Annotated in this window: 22 protein-coding genes; 11 read left to right on the top strand and 11 right to left on the bottom strand. The window is 44.4% G+C overall.

Going from position 1 to position 20463, the window contains the following annotated elements; genetic code table 11:
• Positions 1-112 precede the first annotated feature (112 nt).
• Complete coding sequence (locus K4039_RS28030; protein ID WP_265239780.1) at positions 113-481, top strand: nucleotidyltransferase family protein; 369 nt, start codon at positions 113-115, stop codon at positions 479-481.
• Between the two features lie 59 nt (positions 482-540).
• Here the strand turns inward: K4039_RS28030 and K4039_RS28025 are convergent, their stop codons facing one another.
• Positions 541-1977, bottom strand: coding sequence for a hypothetical protein (locus tag K4039_RS28025; RefSeq protein ID WP_265239779.1), 1437 nt, complete (start codon positions 1975-1977; stop codon positions 541-543).
• A 253-nt stretch (positions 1978-2230) separates the two neighbouring features.
• On the opposite strand from K4039_RS28025, the gene K4039_RS28020 reads away from it, so the two are divergent.
• Together K4039_RS28020 and K4039_RS30050 are read left to right on the top strand one after the other, a co-directional pair.
• Positions 2231-2479 carry a DUF86 domain-containing protein gene (locus K4039_RS28020; protein WP_265239778.1) on the top strand — a complete coding sequence of 83 codons (249 nt, stop codon included), beginning with the start codon at positions 2231-2233 and terminating at the stop codon, positions 2477-2479.
• Entirely contained in the window at positions 2440-2595 is a 156-nt protein-coding gene (locus K4039_RS30050) for a DUF86 domain-containing protein (protein WP_375339846.1), read from the top strand. The genes K4039_RS28020 and K4039_RS30050 overlap by 40 nt, the downstream gene beginning before the upstream one ends.
• An 88-nt stretch (positions 2596-2683) precedes the next feature.
• Here K4039_RS30050 and K4039_RS28010 read toward each other — a convergent pair whose 3' ends face one another.
• The 4 genes from K4039_RS28010 to K4039_RS27995 all read right to left on the bottom strand — a co-directional run bounded on the left by K4039_RS28010 (position 2684) and on the right by K4039_RS27995 (position 6966).
• A complete protein-coding gene (locus K4039_RS28010) occupies positions 2684-3667 on the bottom strand; it encodes an AAA family ATPase (protein ID WP_265239777.1) in 984 nt (327 codons plus the stop codon).
• The gene (pnuC, locus tag K4039_RS28005) at positions 3664-4335 is read right to left on the bottom strand and encodes a nicotinamide riboside transporter PnuC (protein ID WP_265239776.1); all 672 of its coding nucleotides are present in this window, start codon (positions 4333-4335) and stop codon (positions 3664-3666) included. The genes K4039_RS28010 and pnuC overlap by 4 nt, the downstream gene beginning before the upstream one ends.
• A gap of 27 nt (positions 4336-4362) precedes the next feature.
• The gene (locus K4039_RS28000; protein WP_265239775.1) at positions 4363-5808 is read right to left on the bottom strand and encodes an NAD(P)/FAD-dependent oxidoreductase; all 1446 of its coding nucleotides are present in this window, start codon (positions 5806-5808) and stop codon (positions 4363-4365) included.
• Between the two features lie 87 nt (positions 5809-5895).
• Entirely contained in the window at positions 5896-6966 is a 1071-nt protein-coding gene (locus K4039_RS27995; RefSeq protein ID WP_265239774.1) for a glycosyltransferase family 2 protein, read from the bottom strand.
• Positions 6967-7569: 603 nt separating this feature from the next.
• On the opposite strand from K4039_RS27995, the gene K4039_RS27990 reads away from it, so the two are divergent.
• Positions 7570-8682, top strand: a complete 1113-nt coding sequence (locus tag K4039_RS27990) for a glycosyltransferase family A protein (protein ID WP_265239773.1) — start codon at positions 7570-7572, stop codon at positions 8680-8682.
• Between the two features lie 161 nt (positions 8683-8843).
• Here the strand turns inward: K4039_RS27990 and K4039_RS27985 are convergent, their stop codons facing one another.
• Entirely contained in the window at positions 8844-9383 is a 540-nt protein-coding gene (locus K4039_RS27985) for a Dps family protein (protein WP_265239771.1), read from the bottom strand.
• A gap of 152 nt (positions 9384-9535) precedes the next feature.
• Here K4039_RS27985 and K4039_RS27980 point away from each other — a divergent pair, with 152 nt between their 5' ends.
• From K4039_RS27980 to K4039_RS27960, 5 genes are all read left to right on the top strand, one after another.
• Positions 9536-10576, top strand: a complete 1041-nt coding sequence (locus K4039_RS27980) for a mevalonate kinase (protein WP_265239770.1) — start codon at positions 9536-9538, stop codon at positions 10574-10576.
• A 185-nt stretch (positions 10577-10761) separates the two neighbouring features.
• Positions 10762-11673 carry a UTP--glucose-1-phosphate uridylyltransferase gene (locus tag K4039_RS27975; RefSeq protein ID WP_265239769.1) on the top strand — a complete coding sequence of 304 codons (912 nt, stop codon included), beginning with the start codon at positions 10762-10764 and terminating at the stop codon, positions 11671-11673.
• Between the two features lie 306 nt (positions 11674-11979).
• Positions 11980-12330 carry a hypothetical protein gene (locus K4039_RS27970; protein WP_265239768.1) on the top strand — a complete coding sequence of 117 codons (351 nt, stop codon included), beginning with the start codon at positions 11980-11982 and terminating at the stop codon, positions 12328-12330.
• A gap of 106 nt (positions 12331-12436) precedes the next feature.
• Positions 12437-13957: an AAA family ATPase gene (locus K4039_RS27965; RefSeq protein WP_265239767.1), complete on the top strand. Its 1521-nt coding sequence runs from the start codon at positions 12437-12439 to the stop codon at positions 13955-13957.
• A 130-nt stretch (positions 13958-14087) separates the two neighbouring features.
• Complete coding sequence (locus K4039_RS27960; protein ID WP_006635781.1) at positions 14088-14441, top strand: DUF1257 domain-containing protein; 354 nt, start codon at positions 14088-14090, stop codon at positions 14439-14441.
• A 109-nt stretch (positions 14442-14550) separates the two neighbouring features.
• On the opposite strand, the gene K4039_RS27955 is transcribed toward K4039_RS27960, so the two are convergent.
• The 3 genes from K4039_RS27955 to K4039_RS27945 all read right to left on the bottom strand — a co-directional run bounded on the left by K4039_RS27955 (position 14551) and on the right by K4039_RS27945 (position 17843).
• On the bottom strand, positions 14551-14898 hold the full coding sequence (locus K4039_RS27955; protein WP_265239766.1) for a hypothetical protein: 348 nt from the start codon (positions 14896-14898) through the stop codon (positions 14551-14553).
• A 188-nt stretch (positions 14899-15086) separates the two neighbouring features.
• The gene (locus tag K4039_RS27950) at positions 15087-16337 is read right to left on the bottom strand and encodes a glycosyltransferase family 4 protein (RefSeq protein WP_265239764.1); all 1251 of its coding nucleotides are present in this window, start codon (positions 16335-16337) and stop codon (positions 15087-15089) included.
• 501 nt (positions 16338-16838) lie between these two features.
• Complete coding sequence (locus K4039_RS27945) at positions 16839-17843, bottom strand: glycosyltransferase family 2 protein (RefSeq protein ID WP_265239763.1); 1005 nt, start codon at positions 17841-17843, stop codon at positions 16839-16841.
• 292 nt (positions 17844-18135) lie between these two features.
• Between K4039_RS27945 and K4039_RS27940 the strand changes: the two genes are divergently transcribed.
• The gene (locus K4039_RS27940; protein ID WP_265239762.1) at positions 18136-18465 is read left to right on the top strand and encodes a hypothetical protein; all 330 of its coding nucleotides are present in this window, start codon (positions 18136-18138) and stop codon (positions 18463-18465) included.
• Between the two features lie 21 nt (positions 18466-18486).
• Positions 18487-19152: a glycosyltransferase family 4 protein gene (locus K4039_RS27935; RefSeq protein ID WP_265239761.1), complete on the top strand. Its 666-nt coding sequence runs from the start codon at positions 18487-18489 to the stop codon at positions 19150-19152.
• Between the two features lie 62 nt (positions 19153-19214).
• Here the strand turns inward: K4039_RS27935 and K4039_RS27930 are convergent, their stop codons facing one another.
• Both K4039_RS27930 and K4039_RS27925 read right to left on the bottom strand, forming a co-directional pair.
• The gene (locus K4039_RS27930; protein WP_265239760.1) at positions 19215-19769 is read right to left on the bottom strand and encodes a serine O-acetyltransferase; all 555 of its coding nucleotides are present in this window, start codon (positions 19767-19769) and stop codon (positions 19215-19217) included.
• A gap of 225 nt (positions 19770-19994) precedes the next feature.
• Positions 19995-20463, bottom strand: a 469-nt coding sequence (locus K4039_RS27925) for a transposase (RefSeq protein ID WP_265239759.1), incomplete at its 5' end; no start/stop codon positions are given.

Raw genomic sequence — 20463 nt, 5'->3', positions numbered from 1 at the left:
TCATTTTATTGTTTTCCCGATCGCTCCTATGACTATGATGGTGAAAGTTAGCGATGCCATTGCTTCACTTTAGCTCAGATGTTATTTGCTCTCGTTGGAGGTTCGATCGCGCATGATTGAGTTACAAGCTGATTTAGAATACGTGGTGAGCGATCGCCTAAAAGTCTCTTTAGATGCGATCGCACAATTTTGCCAGCGCTGGAACATAGTCGAGTTTGCCCTGTTTGGCTCGGTGCTGCGGGATGATTTTCGCCCTGATAGTGATGTGGATGTACTGGTGACATATGAGCCATCGCACCGCCTAACGCTTTCTCATTTATTGGAAATGCAGGAGGAAATAGAGGATTTATTTCACCGTTGTGTAGATTTAGTGGAAAAAAAGCAGTTAAAAAATCCCTATCGGCGATCGAGCATTTTGAAAACCTATCGAGTGATTTATGCAAGCGGGCGATTCTGTAGCAAATTTTTAACCGCTATTTGAGTGACTGGAAGCGACGCACCATACCGCTAAAATCTTATTTTTCTCCTAAAATTTATACGTTAATGATTTTTAAATTCTAGTTTAATAAATTCAAACTTATCTCTTTCGCTATCAATCGCTCCTGTTTTTCGTATACTCAAATATTTGGTCATTACTTCTCGCGTAAAATTACGTATAGTATAAACATCTTTTTCAGTTAATGGCTCTATACCATGAGCATAAATACTCTTATTTCTGATATTTGCTATATTTGCAACACGATTGATTGGAAATTTATTAGTAAATTCTTTTTCAAGAGCTTCAATGATACAAAAAGCATCGAACATAGCGATTTTGTCGGGAAGAGGCTCCTGTTGAGATGTATGCTCATAAACTTTTTGGCGAACGGAAATATACTTTTTACGAAGCTCTTCTTTGTCAACTTTTAATAAAGAATAATTGGGTTTACTTCTATCAAAATTTTCAGTTCCTTCTTCTAAAATTTTTTCAAATATTCCTTCTATTGTTCGATAGTATAGTAAAGTAGCAATATCATGTTGAGAAGTTCTTTCATATCTTTCAGCCGTGAAGTAAAAATTTAGGAGAATGTAATCTTTGTCACCTTCAGCTAGTTTATTAATTGTTTCTCTTTGTTTTTGCAAGCGTTCAATATCAAATTGAAATTTGGGTGACATTTGAAAGCTAAATCGTAAAATTTGGTCTAGTAGAGTAGATGATATTTGCAGAGCTTCTTTAAATTTAAAAATATTCCAACAGGAGTAAAAATCTGAAATATTGGTGAATATTTCAGCCATACGAGGATTTGACATACTTTTGCCCGCTTCAGCAAAAAGTTGACTGCTTATATCGTATTTTCCCACATTAAAAAAATCAACAGCACGTGTAATTTCAATGTCACCAAAGATATCGATTGATAATTTCATCGGATTTGTAACAAGATGAATATATGATGATTCAGGTTTCGGCTTTCTGAATTCAGGCATATAATCCCTAAAATCAATATATATTAAGTCGATATCAAGCACTCCCGCCGCTACAGCTAATGCACCACTCATTATCTTCTTACCACCAGTCAAATCTATAGCTACACGAGAACCTTTAGGCACTCGTTGTAGGGCTGCTTCTAAAGCTTGATATACTCCTTTATTACTGGGCAGTTCTATTACTTTTTCATGAAAAAAAGAATATATAGGTACTTTTGAATAATTTACTACTTTTTCTAGATACGTTGAAGATTCTTCAGTGTATAAAACAATAAATTTTTCTGGCTGGCAAAATTGATAAGCAAGAACCGAAGTTTCTGGGGTAAAACCTAACAATGAAATCAGGCAATCATATTTATTATTTTGTTGATACGTATTTGCAAACTCTTTTTTTAATTGTGGTAGAAGAGACGGAATTATATTTTCACAGTAGAACTCGATAGCCTGCTTTGGTTTACTCCCTAAAAGCTCTATCCATTGATTGGTTAAATCGGAAATATTATTATCGTTCATATCTTTAATGCGTTTCTATACAGCTATAATACATAATACTAAAGGATAATGTCAAGCTTTTTCCATGTGCCAAAATTCAATCGATTTTTGCGTACCGAGCGACTCGATCTGGCGGCGGGGTGACAACCCCGCCATAACCCAGGTAGGGTGAGGCGTTGACTGACTTATGGTAAAAAAAGATAGGTCTGAAGGCGGTTCTCAGCAACATGAGGTGCACCTCATTCTTTGAATTTCAAGATTTCAGGGCGTTTTTTTGTACCTCACCTACCACCATAAAGGCTATAGTGCTTCACTTTGGGACAGGGCGCAGGCAATTCGTCGAATTCAAGAGTTTACGGCTGATGCCTCAATCGAGACTTATCTTCAAAGTATTTTGATGCAAAGTGCTGTAGAACGACAGTTGGGGATTTTGGGGGAGGCGCACGGAGAATTTCGATCTAATTTCAGCAGTTCCACCCCGAAATTGATTGGCGAAATGCGATTAACTTACGCAATATTTTAGTTCACCGTTATGACCAAGTGAGTTCGGAAGTTATTTGGAATATTGTTACAAGTGTTTTGCCTAGTTTACTTGTGCAATTAGAGGCATTACTGCCACCGTTACCTGATGATATTTGATATCAGAGCCATCGCTTATATTTATTTGGTAGCGCTCTCGTTCCTCCCGCTCGATCGCGAGACGCTCGCACTCCACTTATTCCTAATTTTATAGCTCCTTTAATGGTTCAAACACCAGCACTGAATCGATCGCCCTAATTGCCTGCGACATTCGCAACTCGTGCGTTCCTTCGACAGTAATATACCGCTTGCCTTTCTTCTGAAGAACCTCAACAAACCACTGGTGCATAGTCATCCGTAAATGTTCGCTTTCTCGCGTTCCATCCTGAACAAATCCGAAATCCGGCTGAGTCAAAATATACAAATCGCAGCGGCGGCTGTCAGCGATTTGCTCGATCGTCGGATGTTCTGAACCAACGTAACGTTTGTGCCAAATACAAGTAGCTAAAGGGTCTGTATCGCAGATAACGACTTTGTTAGCGCGAGTAGCAATATCGTCTTCTATAGCAGCTTGTTTCTTGGCAATTTCTACAAATTCATAGCTGTCCCAAATTTCAGGATCTGGCGAATATTGCCTGCCTTCCCAGTAACACCTGCCGTATTCGGGAACCCAAACAGTTTGGTAGTGCTGTGCGAGCGATCGTGCTAGGGTAGTCGTGCCGCTCGATTCTACACCCAGCACGCAGACTCGTTTGGCAAAATAAGCTTTGGCTGGGGGAGTCAGCATTTGCCAGTTTTCGGCTAGGTGCGATCGCAATTGCGTTCCAGAAATCGGGAATTTGAGCCGTTGGCGATCGACGGTACAGTATTGAGATCCCATCAGTTTTGCCCAAGGTTCGCCGTAATCCTCTGAAGTAAAAGCGATATCGGGTTTTCGCCCGGAAAGCACCTCAAGAGTTCTCTGAGCCCAAGGTTCGGGGGCTTCCGGCAAATCGTCGAGCACTTCGATAACTTCTGCGTCGGGATGCAAAAACCGAATCCAGTCGGCTCTAACGCTTCCTGCAACTGCTTGATTTTTTTTATAACAGGCGAGAACGATTAAACGATCGACCTTCTTTTTAGCTTCTCGAATTAAGTAGTCGTGTCCTTTGTGGAAGGGATAAAATTTGCCTACAGTAACACCGAGTATCATAAAGATTGCTGCTGTTTTAACTTTTGTTCCGAGTAAATCCGCTGGAAATTTTGCAGTCCGTGAATTGCCATAAACCAAAAAATTGCGTACAAAATACTTGTTAGATATAGCCCCCGCGAGGCATACAAGGGAACGTAAATCGTGTCTGCAACAATCCATAAATACCAGCTTTCGAGATAGCGTTCCATCAGGTACAACTGGGCGATCGCGCTTAAGATAGTTGTCAGGGCGTCCCAAAATGGTGCGGCGCCACCCAAAGATACTAATACTGTTCGCAAGCCAAATACAGCAACTGTAACTAAGATTGCCGTGAGGATGAGCCAGCGTTGAGAAATGCGACATACAGGTTTTTCTGTGCTGTTTTCGCCGCCCCGCAGCCAAATATAAATTGCTTGCAAACTCGTGATTAAATAGAAGAATTGAATCGCAACTTCGCCGTAAAGTTTAACTTGATAAAACACCGCAGCGTAGGTGATAACTCCGATTAAGCCGACCCACCAGCCCAGGGAATTGTTTTTAGCAAGCAGCCAAACACTCCAAGCAGAAGCGATCGCGGCTATCGCTTCGATTAAGTTGAGTTGGATAGGGACAAACCGCTGCACTGAAAGCAGGAGCAAGAAGATGCTTGCTGCGAAGCCGATTAAGTTTGGCAGGTTGGCTTTTTTCATGGCAATCCCTATTTCGGCTGGCTATATTCACTGCGAAATCAAAGACGCATCTTTTTTGTCCTTGGAGCGATCGACACTAAAATCTTCATAGTACGATCGCTCAGTATTCACATCCCACAAATCGTGCTTTTCCCCAAGAATATTTCTCGCGGCCAGCATCCCCGTCAGCATAGAATGGTCTTGATTGTTGTATCGGTGCATACCATTTCGCCCGATCGTCTGCAAATTCTCCATTCCCTTCAAAAAACCTTCAAGCACCTCCAAGTGTCCTCGATATTCCGCATCGTAAACAGGATAAGCCTTCGGCTGCCGCAACACCACCCCATCCTCAACATCCGCAGCTTTTGCCAAACCCAACTCAACCAACTCCCGAGTTGCTAATGCCACAAGTTCAGCATCCGACATTTCCCAAAGTTCCTCGCCTTCATTGCAAAAATATTCCATGCCCAAACAAGTTTTGTTCGCGTCGGGAACCAATGCAGCACTCCAATTCTTAAAGTTTTGAATTCGTCCGACTTTGACTTCGGGAGAGTGAATGTAAATCCAGTTGTCAGGAAACAAATCCTTGCAATCGACAATCAGCGATACAATCAAGAAATCTCGATATTTGAGCGATCGCGCGGCGTGCAATACCTCTTCGGGGGGCTGCGGTTTTAGCCGTGCTACCAGCGCCGATATCGGCATACTCGTAATAAAATTATCCGCAGAATATTGGACTAATTCTCCATTATGTTCAGCAGTAATAGTTTTAATTTTATTACCTTCACGCTCAAAGCTAATCACCTTAGTATCGAGATAAACTTTGCCCTCTTTAGCTTCCACAGATTCGGCAAACTTTTCCCACATCATCCCCGGCCCCAAAGCCGGATAGTCAAACTCTTTAATTAACGTTTTAGTATCATTGCTGCCAAACAAAGCATTAATAATCGCTGTCGTCAGCGACAATCCTTTAATGCGCTGCGCCGCCCAATCTGCTTGAATTTCAGAACAGGGAATTCCCCAAACTTTTTCTGTATAAGTCTTGAAAAATGTTTTATACAAACGTTCGCCAAAACGATTGATCACCCACTGTTCAAAAGTTTCTTCTTTCGGAAGTGGCCAAATTCTCACTTTCAGATAACTCAAAATAATCAGCGCACTCTCAATTATGCCCAAATTAAAGAGAGTATTGAAGGCGCTGATCGGATAGTTGAAAAATTTACCTCGATAAAAAATTCGCGACAATCGTGGCACTTTAATAAACTCATTTCCCAGTACCTCTTGCCACAACTCCTGCACGGCTGCAACTTTAGTATAAAACCGGTGGCCCCCAATGTCGAAACGGTAGCCTTTGTAGGTTTCGGTGCGGGCTAACCCGCCAACTTTATCCCCTTTTTCGAGTACAACAGGGATGATGCCTTCCTTGACTAGCTCGTAGGCGGCAGTCAAACCCGCAGGGCCTGCACCCACGATCGCCACAGGATAATGTTTCACTCAGCGTACCTCCAGCCTTTTTATAGAACTCTACAATTATTTATAACTTCTAAAATTAATAGATGCACCCGTGAATACCCTGAGAAACTATCTATCGGGCTGATGTTGAAGGAGAATTTGCCTTGATTTATTAAGCGATACTGGCAAGTTAATTTTACCAGTCAAGGGCTTTTTTTGCGATAAGTGGCGACCAGTGCCGATCGCAAATGCCAGTCCGCTGTAAAAATAGAAAAGCCAGTGCCAAGGAATTGTTTTCAGGGCAAATACGATACCGTGTTTTTCCTTAAAAAAACGGTAAAGCGGTGCATTAATTGCTACCAGCGGTGTTGCCAGCAAGCCAGCCAGTACCAGAAAGTTCAGCGACCAGCACGTCCCCAAAACTGCCAGCAGCACTGCATAAGTTAAAATCACGCTGATGCGGTTCGAGACTTGCAAGTTGAGATCGTTATTCAATTTGCGATCGCGCCAAATCAGCTCTGTCCAAGGCAGCGCTCGGTAAAAAAAGTCAGCTTTCACCATCCCCACCGCTTCCCAGCGCTTCAAATGCTTCACCTGTAATGTTTTACACAGCCGAATTTTATAACCGGCTTGTTTCAAACGGTAGCCCAGCTCAATATCCTCGATCGAAGGTTCGCGGTAACTCTCGTTAAAGCCACCCATCTGCAAAAAAATTTCCCGGCGAATCACTCCGCAAGCTCCCCAAAAAGTCGAAGCTTCTTCGTTACCTGTTTGGTGCACGTAGTGGTGCAGCAAATTCCTATACTGGGATAAAAAATCTGGATCTCCAGGAGCATCATCGTAGGAGCCGATCAAAGCAGCTAAGTAGGGATTATTTTTGAACACCGATTTCGCATAACCCACAGCTTCTGGACAAACAGCCACATCAGCATCCACAAAAAACAGAATATCTCCCTTGGCAGCTTGCGCTCCCAAATTTCTCGCTCTCGCCGGGCCTCCAGATTCGGGAATTCTGATGACTTTTGCGCCGAATTCCTTGGCCAGACGCCAAGAACCGTCGCTTTCGCCATCTGCTACTACAATAATCTCGATCGGTCTCGGTACAGATTCAGCCAGTTTTGACAAACAGGTGCGGAAGTAAGCCCCCCCGTTGTGGACTGGGATAATCACGGATACAGTCGGATCTTTGGTATAAATCATTACCGAGTTTACTTTAAATTGCAGGGAAAACAAATGATTGAATTTCAATGCTCCTACTGTACGAAGGGTAAAATCAGCTCTACTTTTTTATTTATAACCCGATTTCTGTTTATCTTCAACTAGATTTTTTACTGACATTGTAGGCTGCATTTATCCCGACTCATGCCTGTATTCTAAGCCACATCTGGCTGAGACTCACCTGATGAAGACAACAGCTTTACGAAATCTTTATATATATTATTGTTTTTGTAAACCTGATAACAAGCCCCACCAGCCATTGTGTTTGAGAGTATTCCACCACACAAGAATTTTCTTTTTTACTTAATTATTAGTATAAAATACAACATATTAATACTGAGGAGAGCCAACGGTGAGGACTTGCCCGTACAGGTGATTTTACAGACATCATGGGCAATCAACTCCTGCACGAAGTCTGTATCCCGACTGCTGTGTCAATGCACATTTTATGAGTTTTGGCAACATATTTAAAATGTACATCTGAAAATTTTTCACGATGTGCGATCGACCTTAGCTCTTTGTTAACATAGCATCAGATCGCTGCTTGAGATCCAAAATTTTTTTATGTAAAAATTTTTATATTACATGAACACCACCAAACATAATTTAGAACAGCCATTAATTTCAGTAATTATACCCGCTTACAACGCCGAGGAATTTATTGCTAAAACATTAGAGTCTGTCTTATCTCAAACCTATCAAAACCTAGAAATTTTAGTAGTAGACGACGGCTCCACAGACACAACCGCCGAAATCATCAAAATTTTTGGTCAAAAAGATAGGCGAATCATCTTATTGCAGCAATCAAATGCCGGAGTCGCCGCCGCTCGCAACCTAGCAATTCAAAAATCCCAAGGCGAATACATTGCTCCCATCGATGCCGACGATATTTGGTATCCGCAAAACCTACAAAAACAAGTAGAATGCCTAAAAAAATCAGAACCATCTGTAGGAATTGTCTATTCCTGGTCAGTTGATATAAATGAAAAAGACTTGCTCATCGGTGGATTTTACAACTCCACCATCGAAGGAGAAGTTTACACAGCATTAGTTTATAAATATTTTATCGGCAATGCCAGCTCATCTCTAATTCGCCGCGCTTGCTTTGAAAAAATCGGCGGTTACAACTGCAAATTAAAAGCAGAAAACGCTCAAGGCTGCGAAGACTGGGAACTGCATCTCCGCATAGCCGAACATTATCGATTCAAAGTAGTGCCAGAATATTTAGTTGGCTACCGCCAGATTGCCAGCAGTATGTCTTGCAACTATGCAGCAATGGCAAAAAGTCACTGTTTAATTATGGCAAATGTCCGGCAGCAACATCCCGAAATTTCCAGCAATATTTATCGCTGGTCTAGCAGCAGTTTTTACATTTACTTAGCATTCAGAAGTAACAGCAGCGGCAATCACCGAAGTACCTTATCTTGGCTAGTTCGAGCTTTCAAAGAAGATTTATTTATGTCACTATTACGTCACAATCTGTACTTACTGTCAATAACCAGCCTATTGAAAATTATAGTCTCGCCGCCCACTGAATCGGGCTTAAAATTAAAACCAACATCAGAATCATATGAAGGGACGACACTTGCGACGATTGAGACGCGGACGAAAGTTCACAGAATGCTGCCGTCGCAGGTGTATGAAAGAATGCGGTTTAATAGTTTAACAAATCGAAAATTTAAATCTACCCAACATTGAAAAACCCGGTTTCTTGAAAAAACCGGGTTTTTGAGGAAGCTAGAGGGCGTTTAATTCTGCCTGGTTACGCGAGCGAAAATCAGAAAATAGGGTTAAATAAAAAATATAAATTTTCCCTTCTTCCTTCTTCCGCATTCACGCTTGACTTCTTCTTAATCTCTCTAAGCGTGAGAAGCCGTAGTAGTTTTAGCTTGTGGCTGCTTACCGTCCGGCGAAATAGATTCCCCTTCAATAAACGATCGCAACATCCAAGCCATTTGCTCGTGCTGTTCCATCAAACCAGTCAAAAAGTCTGCGGTTCCGTCATCCTTAAACTCTTCACCACACTGTTCAACGTGCTTGCGGAGATTGCGAATAACCAGTTCGTGATCGTCAACCAAACGCGATACCATCTCACTTGCTAAAGGCAAATCGCCGACGTGTTCCTTAATCGAAGCATACTTAAGAAAACCCTCAGCAGTACCAATTGGGTAGCCGCCTAAAGCTCTCACCCGTTCCGCCATAGCATCGATATTTATTGTTAACGCCTGATAGTGTTCTTCCCACAACTGGTGGAGCGAGCGAAACTGCGGGCCAACTACATCCCAGTGATACTTTTTAGTTTTGATTAACAGCAGATAAGCGTCTGACAGGTCGTGATTTAAAAGTTCGATAACACCTGCACGCTGCTCGTCAGATAGACCTATATTTAACTTACGCATTGAAATTATTTCCTCGATTCTTCTAACTAGACATTTATTAAAACAAATTTTGCCAGCAGTTGACATCAACCCAAAGGACGATCGCACTTTTAGTCAAATATCTGCATTTCAGGTTAAAGTAATCACAATATAGATACCCTTAGATAGATGTCATGCAGCTTTTTGTTCCTGGCCGCCTTTGTCTGTTTGGCGAACACAGCGATTGGGCAGCCGCTTATCGCCCCCTCAATCCCGCTATAGCAAAAGGCTGCACTCTGATAGCCAGTACAAATCAAGGAATTTATGCTGAAGTTAAGCCGCATCCCACACACTTGATTTTGCGGGCTGCTTTAAATGACGGCACCAAAATAGAAGCTGCACTCCCGATGGAAAAAAATTGTCTGCTTGCTGAAGCACAAACAGGAACTTTTTTCAGTTATGCAGCAGGTGTTGCGGCTCAATTTCTCACCTACCACCGCGTGGGAGGAGTAGAGATTGACAATTATTTAACAGATTTACCAATTCAGAAAGGCTTGTCTTCCAGCGCCGCAATTTGTGTGTTAGTAGCCCGCGCTTTCAACCGCTTATACGATTTAAAAATGAACGTGCGCGACGAAATGGAAATCGCTTATTTAGGCGAGACTGCAACACCTTCGCGCTGCGGCCGCATGGATCAGGGTTGTGCCTATGGAAATCGCCCGATCATGATGATTTTTGACGGCGCTACAATGGATGTTGTTGAGTTAACAGTTGCCAAAGATTTGTTTTTGGTTATCGTAGATTTGGGCGCCAGCAAAAACACTCAAGAAATCCTGGCAAGTCTCAATCTAGCTTATCCCTTTGCTGCGAATGAAGTTGCAGCAAACGTGCAGCAATATCTCGGTGCGATTAGTTCGAGAATTACGCAAGATGCAGCCGCAGCTTTACAGCAGGGAGATGCAGTTAAACTCGGTGAGTTGATGAAAGTTGCCCAGAGCAAATTTGACCAGCATTTAATCCCCGCTTGTCCGGGACAGTTAACTGCTTCTGTTTTGCACGAACTTTTGAACTATCCACCGATTCAGCCTTATATCTTGGGCGGGAAGGGAGTAGGTTCTCAAGGAGACGGCACGGCGCAGTTTATAGTTAAAGATGCAGAAAGTCAACAGCAGGTGATCGAGATGATTGCACGAAATTTTCCTCAGATGAATTGTGTAAAACTGAAAATAAGTTGAAAAAAAAGACCAATTTAGGGAATCTTCAAATTCTTCAATAGAGCAATTGCCAAAATCGGAAAATACCCTGAAATCATCTGCGTCAATCTGTGTTTATCTGCCCGATATCTGCGGTTTCTCTATCGAAAGCAGACTTCTGCAATGCAAGTCTAATCTAAAATCTAAAATCTAAAATCTAAAATCCTATGACAATCCGTTCTCAGTACAGAGTCCGCAAAGCGGTGATTCCGGCCGCCGGTTTTGGCACTCGGATGTTTCCGGCTACTAAGGCAGTGAAGAAGGAATTCTTTCCAATTATCGATCGCGACGGCCGCGCCAAACCGATAATTTTGGCAATTGTGGAAGAAGCTTTGAGCGCCGGAATCGAAGAAGTTGGTATAGTTGTGCAAAAGGGCGATCGCACTTTTTTTGAAGATTTCTTTAAAACTGGGCCGTCTCCTGAACTTTTCCAAAAACTGTCTCAGCAAAATCAGGACTATAGCAAATATTTACAAGAGTTGGGGCAGCGCGTTACAATTCTTACTCAAGATGTTCAGGAAGGGTTCGGACACGCGGTATTTTGTGCTCAGGAATGGACGAACAATGAGCCATTTCTTCTGCTTTTGGGCGACCATATTTACTTGTCGGACACTGCAAACTCTTGCGCGCGCCAGCTATTGGATATTTACTCGCAAGTGCAGCAAAGCGTAATTGGTTTGAGGGTGACACAGGCTGAGGTAATTCATCACTACGGCTGTGCCGCGGGTGTTTGGCAGGCACAAGATGCTATTTTGTCGGTGACGCAAGTTTACGAAAAGCCGGATATCGAGTATGCGCGGCAGCACTTAAGCGTTGAAGGTATGGCGGAGGATTTATTTTTGTCATTTTTTGGAATGTATGTGCTTGAGCCTAAAATTTTTGATTATTTGGCTGAACATATTAATGTCAATTTTCGAGAAAGAGGCGAATTCCAGTTAACTTCGTGTTTGGATAAATTGCGGGAGTTCGAGGGAATGGCTGGTTATGTGGTGCAAGGGCGGTGTTTTGACACCGGATTGCCGGATATTTACCGACAGACGCTGATTGATTTTGCCATATCTGGTGGGGCGATCGGCTAATATGGCTGCGCCCTTGCCTGTACCCTATTTGTAGTGAGGACTTCAGTCCTCATACAACGAATAACAGCAATTCACCAGCAGCGCCCCCTGAACAAATCCACAAACCAACTATATATATAAGTCGATCGACTTTGACGCTACCACACATCAGCTATAACCCTTGGTTTTCCGTTGTTAACCGCCCAAAATTCCCGTTTGTTGTAACGAAATATTACAAAATGACGCTAAAACAGCATAGAGTCTTGACAGTAAGAAAGTAAGCCGCTATTCTGATATACATACCCGGGTAAGTCAATTCACAGTCCTATGCAAGAAAAGCAAAAAGTTACATTGTATCTTCCACCAGAACTGCATCGCCAGCTCAAAATCCGAGCCGCAGTCGAAGCTGAACCGATGTCATCAATTGCAGAAAGGGCAATTTTCTTTTACCTAGGAAACCCCGAACTGGTTGACGAAGTAGAAGCATCCTACGGACAAACCCATCGGGTATACACTTGTCCAGAATGCACGGGTTCTGTCGTAATGCGAGATGGAGAACTGGCATCCGTAACAAGTCAGCCGAGCGTATTGGCTGAGCAGGATCTTCCAGTAAAGCAGGTGTCAGGCATCAGCGCCAGCACAGCCCAAGCGGGAGAGGAAGAATTGGTTCCCTGCTAAGAATGCCTTGCTTCCCCAAAAACCGAGAACTGAAAATTTCAGCATTGGGCTAAAGGCAGCATTGAGATTCAGCAAAGATAGCACCGTCTCTAGTGGGTCGAGGAATATGCAAGAAGAGATCAGTATCCTAATCCAAGCTCAATATCCTCTGATCTACCTCGTGACATCCGAGGAAGAGCGGTGTGAGCAAGCAATTTCGACAATAGCTCAAGCAAAACCACAGCGACGAGTATTTATCTGGACTGTAACTCACGGCATTGTGGAGTACGGTCAACCGCGCACCACTACCCAGCACAACACCGTCTCCCCAGAGGCAGCCATTGAATGGGTGATCAGGCAGCGAGAACCAAACAGCAACGCTAGCATCTACATTTTCAAAGATTTACATCCTTTTATCGATTCTCCTCCGGTAACGCGGTGGTTGCGCGATGCGATCGCCAACTTCAAAGGAACGCAAAAGACAATTATACTGATGTCTCCTTTGCAGCAAATTCCGATCGAGCTAGAAAAAGAAGTAGTGGTATTAGACTTCGCGCTCCCAGACATGAAGGAACTAAACCAAGTATTGTCTAGCCAGTTGGAGCAAACAAAATCGAAACGCATTACCACAGAAGCGCGAGAAAAACTTTTAAAAGCAGCCTTGGGATTGACTAAGGACGAAGCTGAAAAAGTTTATCGCAAAGCCCAAGTTTGCACGGGGCGCTTAACCGAAGAAGAAGTAGACATCGTTCTGTCGGAGAAAAAGCAGCTAATTCGGCGCAACGGCATTCTAGAGTTCATCGAAGAAGACGAAACCCTGGATGCAGTCGGCGGTTTAGAAGAGCTGAAACGATGGCTCAGACAGCGTTCCAACGCCTTTACAGAACGGGCGAGAGAATACGGTCTGCCTCAACCAAAAGGGATGTTAATTCTCGGCGTACCGGGATGCGGAAAATCGTTGATTGCCAAGACCACCTCCCGCCTTTGGGGACTGCCCCTGCTGCGGCTAGATATGGGTAGAGTCTACGACGGCTCGATGGTAGGTCGATCGGAAGCCAACCTCCGTAACGCCCTGAAAACCGCAGAATCAATCTCTCCAGCCATCCTCTTCATCGACGAACTAGACAAAGCCTTTGCAGGAGGCACTGGTTCTGCCGACTCAGACGGAGGCACATCCAGCCGAATTTTCGGTTCCTTCCTCACTTGGATGCAAGAAAAGACTTCCCCAGTCTTCGTAATGGCAACAGCCAACCGAATCGAGCGGTTGCCGGGGGAATTCTTGAGGAAAGGTCGATTCGACGAACTCTTCTTTGTTGACCTGCCAACTAAAGAAGAACGCCAAGATATATTCAAAATTCACCTGTCAAAACGGCGTCGGGAAATTACTCGCTTCGATTTAGAGCAACTTTCCAATGTTTCCGACGGCTTTTCAGGAGCAGAAATTGAGCAAGGGCTGGTAGCAGCCATGTACGAGGCCTTCGCTCAAGATAGAGAGTTTACGCAGTTAGATATCATCGCGGCCATTAAATCTACATTGCCACTGTCTAAAACCATGACCGAACAGGTCAGCGCCCTCCGAGATTGGGCGAGACAGCGCGCACGGCCCGCTGCGTCTTCCGTCGCTGAATACCAGCGAATGGAATTCTAAAAGCTTTCTCCTGGTCCAAACAGGAGCAAAGGCTAGCAACAGCTAGCAGTTCGATTGAAAAGCCGCCCAGCGGCACCGTTAAATCCAGACCGTTGTTGTTTCTCTCTCAGTTTTATTAGGAGGAAATCCAATGTCTCACTTTAGCACTCTGCGTACCAAAATCACTGATGCCGAAATCCTGAAAGCTTCCCTGCGCGACTTGGGCATTTCAGTCAAGTCCGAAGCTGATGTTCGCGGCTATAACGGCCAGCGCGTTCGCTCCGACATCGTGGCGATTCTGGAAGGCGAATATGACCTGGGTTGGTCTCGCAATAGCGACGGTTCCTTTGATCTGATTGCAGACCTCTGGGGCGTCGCCAAAAAGCACAATCAAACTGAGTTAATCAACTCCATCAACCAGAAGTACGCAGTTAACAAAACCTTGGCAGCCGTCAAGCAGCGTGGTTTGCAAAATGCCAACGTTAAGCTGGTAGTGCAAAACTAATTGATCTGCGCGTTTCTAAGCTTGCGGGTTAACCACATACGGGTTAACCCGTTTTTTGCTAGCTAGGATGTAGAGTGGGCTTTTTTGCCCGCCACATTTTTTAGCACCCCTAAGCAGCAGCTTTCAACCGGAGAGCTGCTGCTTTAGCTCGACAGACGGGAATCCCCACAGGGCGAGTGGTACTCCACTTACTGTGGGATGAAAGGCGAGCAAGATGAGGATTCCACCCGCCGGAGGGCCTTCCAAGCGCAGAAGAATGGGAGTGGGCGGGTGGATGAGGAGATGAGATGCCGAGGGCTAAAGCTTTATCCAGTAAGGGTTTGAGTGCTAGAATTATAGTTATTGGGCAGCCGAAAATGCTACCAATATACTCAACCTTGACAACTGAAGATAGGGGGTTTCTTGGGGAAGTGACACATTTAATTGTGGCAGCAAGAGCTGCGAGTAAAATTTTCAAGGCACGAAGGTGCACTTAATTTCATGTTTGAAACCAAGAGTGGGGCGGGACGTGTCCCTCACTATAAAATGCCGTAGAGGGGAAACAATGCTCGTATACCTAGAAGGAAGATCTGGATATCCTTAACAGGACTCAGATGCCTACACCATAAAGCTTGCGGTTGGTGTAGGAGCGTCACTGCCTGAATACTAATTCTTCTGGCAAGTGTCGATGGTTTGTTGATAAATTTCAATCATGCGATCGACTTTGCGTTGCCAGTCAAAATGCTCCCGAACCCGCTCCCATCCCGCCCTACCCATACTCTGTCGCAATTCTGGTGACTGAGCGAGCTTCAGCATCGCATCAGTCAGTCCCTTGACAAAGCCTTCTTGAGAAGCTGGTTCTACTAAAATACCGCAAGTGGAATTCAGATAATCCGCTGGCCCACCCCAGTTCGTTGCTATGACGGGCAAGCCCAGTGCCATTGCCTCCATCACCACCGCCCCCCCAGGCTCCCGCAAACTCGGAAACACCATTGTATCAGCTTGTTTCATTTTGAGAGCGCACTGCTCCTGAGAGAGCCAGCCGCTGAATACAACGCTGCTGTCGATGCCTAAACGAGCTGTTTGAGCTTCGAGTTCCCCTCGCATATCCCCATCGCCGATGATTTCCAAGACTGCATCAGTTTGAGCGGCGACGGTGGCAAAGGCTTCCAGCAGCAAGTCTACACCTTTCCAGTCGGCCAGACGCCCCAAAAAAACAAAATGAACTTGTTTATTTGGCTCCTTTGATGCGGTAGAGTCCGATCGCCACACCGAGAAATCGACGCCGTTTTCCACAAGTTCAATGATTTTACCCTGCACCCCAGTCGGAAGTGCTTGCTTCGTGCGATCGTTTGCCACTAACATGGTCTCGGCTTTGATTTTACCGGGCAAAAGACGATTGCAGAAATCCACGCACTGGTGACCGATCGCGATTAAAATATCGACTGAACGGTTTTGGCGCGATCGAAATGCCAGAGGAAATTTAACCGACGTGTTCATCGGCCCCATGACTACCGGCACCCCCAATCCGAACATCAACGAAGGAATTGTTGCCGAGACTGGTGTTGGCTCGTGTACAACATCAATCTGGTGTTCGCTCACCAGCCGCCGCACAATGCGACGCTGTAGCACTTGGGTGTACAGGTGACTCAGCAGCCCAAAAGTAAATTCATTCACTCTTGCTGGGATAAATCGCCCGCAATTGTTAAGCAGCCGATGCAGCCAAGTGTCAGGTACAAAGTGCATTCGATCGCGATCTTCGGGAAATAGCGCTTCGAGTTCAGTCTGGGTGCGTGCGTGAACTACTAACCACGTCTCTATTTGGCGCGATCGAAGTATCCGGAAGTAGTTCACCGGCAGCAATGACTCGCCACCGAATTGACTTGAGGCATTTTGAGCAACAATTACTATTCGCATAACTTGTTTTTATTTCCACTAAATTAATAGACAATTTAAACTTAGAAGCTGCTTTTTGGCAATTCATTGATTGAATTCTACATCAACTGGATTACCTCAAAAATTAGCTGAATACCCGTTCTTTTCGCCTTTCATTGTCAGGCGTTTTTTCCAGGCAAAGTAGTTGTTTTTCTTCACCTCGCTGCTGTTGGCGATACAAGTAATACTTGTGTGTATTTTTTTAACTTTGACTGGAGCTTTTTATTTCTTTCGTCGTTAACAAGATTTACATCTGCCAGTTTTCTATTTGGTTGCAAAAAAATGTGACCGACCCAAGGTATAGATGCAGCATCGGGGTTGCACTCTATAAATTAAATTTTTTGGTTAGCCATTTGTTTGTGCTATCTGGATACTTGCCTGAGGCAGGAACGCCGCAGGCAAGGGCATAGGGGAAAGACAAGTTATAAGTTATGTTTATTTTGACTCATCTACTCACTAGATTTAGCACTCATTCTACATCGTCTAATTCATAGACTTTGATGTTTTGTATTCGATCAAATTGCTGCGCTGTCCCAGCAACCTACGCTGGTGAAACTGAATCTGACCTTGCAACTGGGGAAATCTGCCGATCGCACAAGATATAGCATAAAGCGCAGCATCCTTGGCAGGCCAATTCCGCTCTTGCTGCATCCGGCGATAAATTCGGTAAGTAAGCACCGGGTAGCCGGCCAGCAACCACAGGCTCCACCCGTGAGTAAACCAGGCTGTACCCAATGCTAGCACTGGCAAAACCAATCCCCAAAACCAGATTCTGAGGGTGTCTTTCACCCAGTGGCGTTCGGGGGTGTTCCCGTGCAGCCAAGAGCCCTCAGCATAAGCGTGACCCGCTCTTTGAGAGCGCTTCCACCACTGGTCAAAACGAGTCATTTGAGCGTCGTGCAGGGTCATTTCTGCATCTAAGCGATCGATTTTCCAACCGTTTTGGCGCAGCCTCACGCACATTTCCGGTTCTTCGCCGGCTATCAGTGCGGGGTTGAAACCACCGACTTGCTCGAATGCTTTGACTCGCATCATTGAGTCGCCACCGCAGGCTTTTGCTTCGCCGATGGGGGTGTCCCACTCCATGTCGCAGAGTCGATTGTATGCTGTGGCTTCGGGGAATTTTTCGCGCCTGCGCCCGCACACTACAGCTAATTCTGTGTTAGCTGCGAGTTTTTGCTGGGCTGTTTCGAGCCAGCCGTCAACTACTTCGCAGTCGCCGTCTACGAATTGGACAAATTCGATGTCGGGAACTACTTGTCGCAGGCGGGCAAATCCTGCATTTCTGGCGCGGGCTGCGGTAAAGGGTGTAGATAGGTCTAGTTCAACTGTATCGCAGCCGATCGACCGGGCTAATTCCAAGCTGCCGTCTGTTGAGCCGGAATCGACATAAACCACCAAAGCTACTTTGTCGATCGCCGATTGCAAGCACGCTTCGAGCCTCACGCCCTCATTTCGCCCGATCGCCACTAATCCAATTTGTTTCAAAGCTTACCTCTGGAATTCGACTTGCGAGCTGTTCTTTTAATATTTTAGTAACAGTCACGCTAATTTCACAATATCTTTATGCCAAAACTTTCAGCCAGTGGCTGTGGTGGACATCGAAGCTCGTTGAGCTTATCATATATTAAATCACATCCAATCCACAGTTTTTAATTCAGAATAGTTAACCATGCTAAACATTAGTTCTCTGTTCATAATTTACTGTAACGGTCAAGGAATAAGCCATATATTTTTGTCACTTTGCTCCGAGTGGAACCACTCTGACTTTAAAGCCCGCATGGTTGTTCCCAATTGCGATCCGCAATATCGCGGCTATAATATAGTTGAAGGTATACCCCGATATTTAAAATCGTTCTACTACAGGGGCAAAGATAGAGCGGAATCTTGTACTGAAAAACGTTTTTTGAGAGATTTCAATGATTTTGATGCAGCTTACTTGTGGCCTGGCACTTCAATCAAAACTATTAGAAAGGTAAAGCAGCGGGGCAAAACAATAATTTTGGAGCGTATTAACTGCTCTACTAAAAAGGCAAAATATATTCTTGACGATGCTTACGGCCGCTTGGGCATCTCTCCCCAACATGGAATTACAGATGCGATGATTTAGCAAGAAGATGAAGAAATGAGCTTGGCTGATTTCATTTTTTCTCCTAGTCCGGAGGTAAAAAAATCTTTTCTCGAAATAGGAGTTCCTGAATACAAACTGCTCTCTACCAGTTACGGGTGGTGTCCAAAGCGGTTCCCGAATATTTCGCCCCAAAAAGAGCCGTCAGACACCGTTACTGTGCTCTTTGTGGGCAGCATCTGCGTCAGAAAAGGCTCTCACTTGCTCTTGCAAGCCTGGGAAAAAGCCGGCATTAAAGGCAGACTGGTGCTTTGCGCAAGGATAGAGCCTGCAATTGCCGAAAGTTGCAGCGATATTTTAGGACGGTCTAATGTAATTCATATAGATTACACCACCAATGTTGGCGCGGTCTATGGCGAAGCTGACATTTTTGCCTTTCCGAGTCTCGAAGAAGGTAGTCCGCTGGTTACCTATGAAGCTATGGCTCACGGGTTGCCAGTTCTCACCTCACCTATGGGAGCGGGCGCAATTGCCCGGAACGGCAAAGATGGGATCGTAGTTGACCCCTACGACTCTGATGCTTTGGTTGAAAGCTTGCGAAAGCTTGCTTTATCGCCGGAGTTGAGAGCTGAGATGGGTTATAGTGCTCGCCAGCAAGCCGAGGAATTTACCTGGGCAAAAGTAGCACGCCGCCGGAAAGATTTAGTGCAGGAAAAATTGAAAGTTTAGGAAATAGGAGAATTCTCTGAAAGAATCGTTGCTTTGCAACTTCCTTTTTCCTGCAAATATTTCTAAGGGTGCATTTTCAGACTTACTGGTATTTCTTTTTCGATTATTTTTGCCGGAATTCCCACCGCAGTTGCACCGGGTGGCACGTCACAAACAACTACAGCATTGGCACCAATTAAAGCATGATCGCCGATCGTTACGGAGCGAATAATTTTTGCTCCTGCACCGATATCCACGTGACCACCAATTTTGACATCAGTAACAATTGTGACCTGTTGAAAAATTAGACAGTTCGGGCCAATAGACGCGCATGGATTAATGACTATGCCATTAGGATGAACCATAATGAGTCCCCCTCCTATCTGGCAGTTCAAAGGGATGTCAGTTCCAGTTACAATGCTCCAGAATAGATGCTGGATTACGTTCAACCTGGATAAAAAATACCCTAAAATTCCACCTTGCTGGCGCCATTTTTGATAGTTGCGGATAGATTTTAGAAGTTGGCGACTGGGATCGTACCACTGGCGAAGTTTTTCGCGGCTCCAATCTGGTTCTGTGGCAGAAACGACAGGTGTAGTTGTGGGAGCAACGACTGGTGTAGTTATTGATTCAAGCATTCTTTGTGCAATAAAACAGATAAGATATACTGACAATCATCTGACCATCCATTATCAGTATATGATAACTGCTTGATGATTGACAATATTTTTTAAAATTCTCTAGCAATCATATTTGAGTTGTAAGGTTTTTGTAGGTTGCCAGGTTTTTAGAGTAGGTATGGCGGGGCACTAACGGACAAGTTGTTACAATCAATACAGAATTGCCATACGATCAACTTATGATTATTTAGGGCTTGCTGAAAAAGTCAGAAAACGGCATTTAGAAAGATGAGTGAATTTGCGTTCACCTTGATCAGATAAATTTTGCTCATATTGTTTGGAAGAAATATAATTTTTGCTGATTGTTAAAAGCCGCAAATATGAAAAAAGGTTGTTGTTATGAAATAGACCGAAAAAAAGCCAAAAAGCCTGCCGTAGCATGGCGGAAAGATTCATTACCAAAAAAGTTATGGCGATGCCTGTTTCAGAAGTATTATTAAGTTTATTCATAACTCTACCGAGGCTGAATCTTCTTTTGGCTTCTCCAAATTTTCCCTCAATTAAGTTACGAATTCTCTCGTCATCTTGGGCTTGTTTTTTCTTTGACTTACTAATATTTTTGGGTCGTCTTCCCAGAGGAACACCACTCATTCTGACACCTCTTTCTTTGCACCAAGCTCGATTCTCTCGCGTGAGATATATGCGATCTACA

The organism is Lyngbya sp. CCAP 1446/10 (assembly GCF_026130175.1).
In the GTDB taxonomy this organism is placed as follows: Bacteria; Cyanobacteriota; Cyanobacteriia; order Cyanobacteriales; family Microcoleaceae; genus Microcoleus.
The sequence above is the reverse complement of the archived record's forward strand: the minus strand, read 5'-3'. Positions and strand labels throughout refer to the sequence as shown.